The organism is Acidovorax sp. ACV02 (assembly GCF_014851475.1).
Taxonomy (GTDB): domain Bacteria; phylum Pseudomonadota; class Gammaproteobacteria; order Burkholderiales; family Burkholderiaceae_C; genus Acidovorax; species Acidovorax delafieldii.
Genome location: NZ_JACUZU010000022.1, coordinates 1 through 1430, shown reverse-complemented (window position 1 = coordinate 1430; position 1430 = coordinate 1). Strand labels below are relative to the sequence as shown.

Sequence of the window (1430 nt, the reverse complement as noted above, 5' to 3'; positions counted from 1 at the left end):
AAGCGCGTGGTGGACTACAACGTGAAGGTCCGCGTGAAGTCGGACAACACGGGTGTGGACATCGCCAACGTGAAGATGAGCATGAACCCCTTTGACGAAATCGCCGTTGAAGAGGCCGTGCGCCTGAAAGAAAAAGGCCTGGTGACCGAAGTCATCGCAGTCTCCTGCGGCGTGGCCCAGTGCCAGGAAACCCTGCGCACCGCCATGGCCATTGGCGCCGACCGCGCCATCCTGGTCGAGACCGACGTGGAACTGCAGCCCCTGGCCGTGGCCAAGCTCCTGAAGGCCCTGGTGGACAAAGAGCAACCCTCGCTCATCATCCTGGGCAAACAAGCCATCGACGACGACGCCAACCAGACCGGCCAGATGCTGGCGGCCCTGGCCGACCTGCCCCAGGCCACGTTCGCCAGCAAGGTCGAACTGGCTGCCGACAAGGTCAGCGTGACCCGCGAAGTGGACGGCGGCCTGGAAACCCTGGCCCTGACCCTGCCCGCCGTCATCACCACCGACCTGCGCCTGAACGAGCCCCGCTACGTCACCTTGCCCAACATCATGAAGGCCAAGAAAAAGCAGCTCGATACCGTCAAGCCCGAAGACCTCGGTGTGGACGTGGCCCCGCGCCTGAAGACCCTGAAGGTGACCGAACCCGCCAAGCGCGGCGCAGGCATCAAGGTGGCCGACGTGGCCGCCCTGGTCGAAAAACTCAAGAACGAAGCGAAGGTGATCTAAATGTCGGTACTCGTTATTGCTGAACACGACAACGCGTCCATCAAGGGCGCCACGCTGAACACCGTCACGGCCGCAGTGGCCTGCGGTGGCGACGTGCACGTGCTGGTGGCCGGCCACAACGCCGGCGCTGCTGCACAAGCCGCCTCCCAAATAGCCGGTGTTGTCAAGGTCATCCACGCCGACGCCCCTGGCCTGGAACACGGCCTGGCAGAAAACGTCGCCGCGCAAGTGCTCGCCATCGCATCCAACTACAGCCACATCCTGTTCCCCGCGACTGCCAGCGGCAAGAACGTGGCCCCCCGCGTTGCGGCCAAGCTCGACGTGGCCCAGATCAGCGACATCACCAAGGTGATCGCAGCCGATACGTTTGAGCGCCCCATCTACGCCGGCAACGCCATTGCCACCGTGCAAAGCCAAGATGCCGTCAAGATCATCACCGTGCGCACCACCGGCTTTGACGCCGCAGCCGCCACCGGTGGCAGCGCACAAGTTGAAACCGCCGCCGCCACGGCCGACGCAGGCAAGAGCAGCTTCGTGGGCAGCGAAATCGCCAAGAGCGACCGCCCCGAGCTGACCGCTGCCAAGATCATCGTCTCCGGTGGTCGTGCGCTGGGCAGCAAGGAAAAGTTCGACGAAGTCATGACGCCCCTGGCCGACAAGCTGGGCGCCGCCCTGGGTGCCAGCCGCGCGGCGGTGGACGC

2 protein-coding genes are annotated in these 1430 nt (G+C 64.7%); both read left to right on the top strand.

The features are described 5' to 3' along the window. On the top strand, positions 1 to 729 hold a 729-nt coding region (locus IB236_RS24165), incomplete at its 5' end, for an electron transfer flavoprotein subunit beta/FixA family protein (RefSeq protein WP_225581356.1). Further along, a partial coding sequence (locus tag IB236_RS24160; protein WP_192422481.1) for an electron transfer flavoprotein subunit alpha/FixB family protein occupies positions 730 to 1430 on the top strand: 701 nt, incomplete at its 3' end.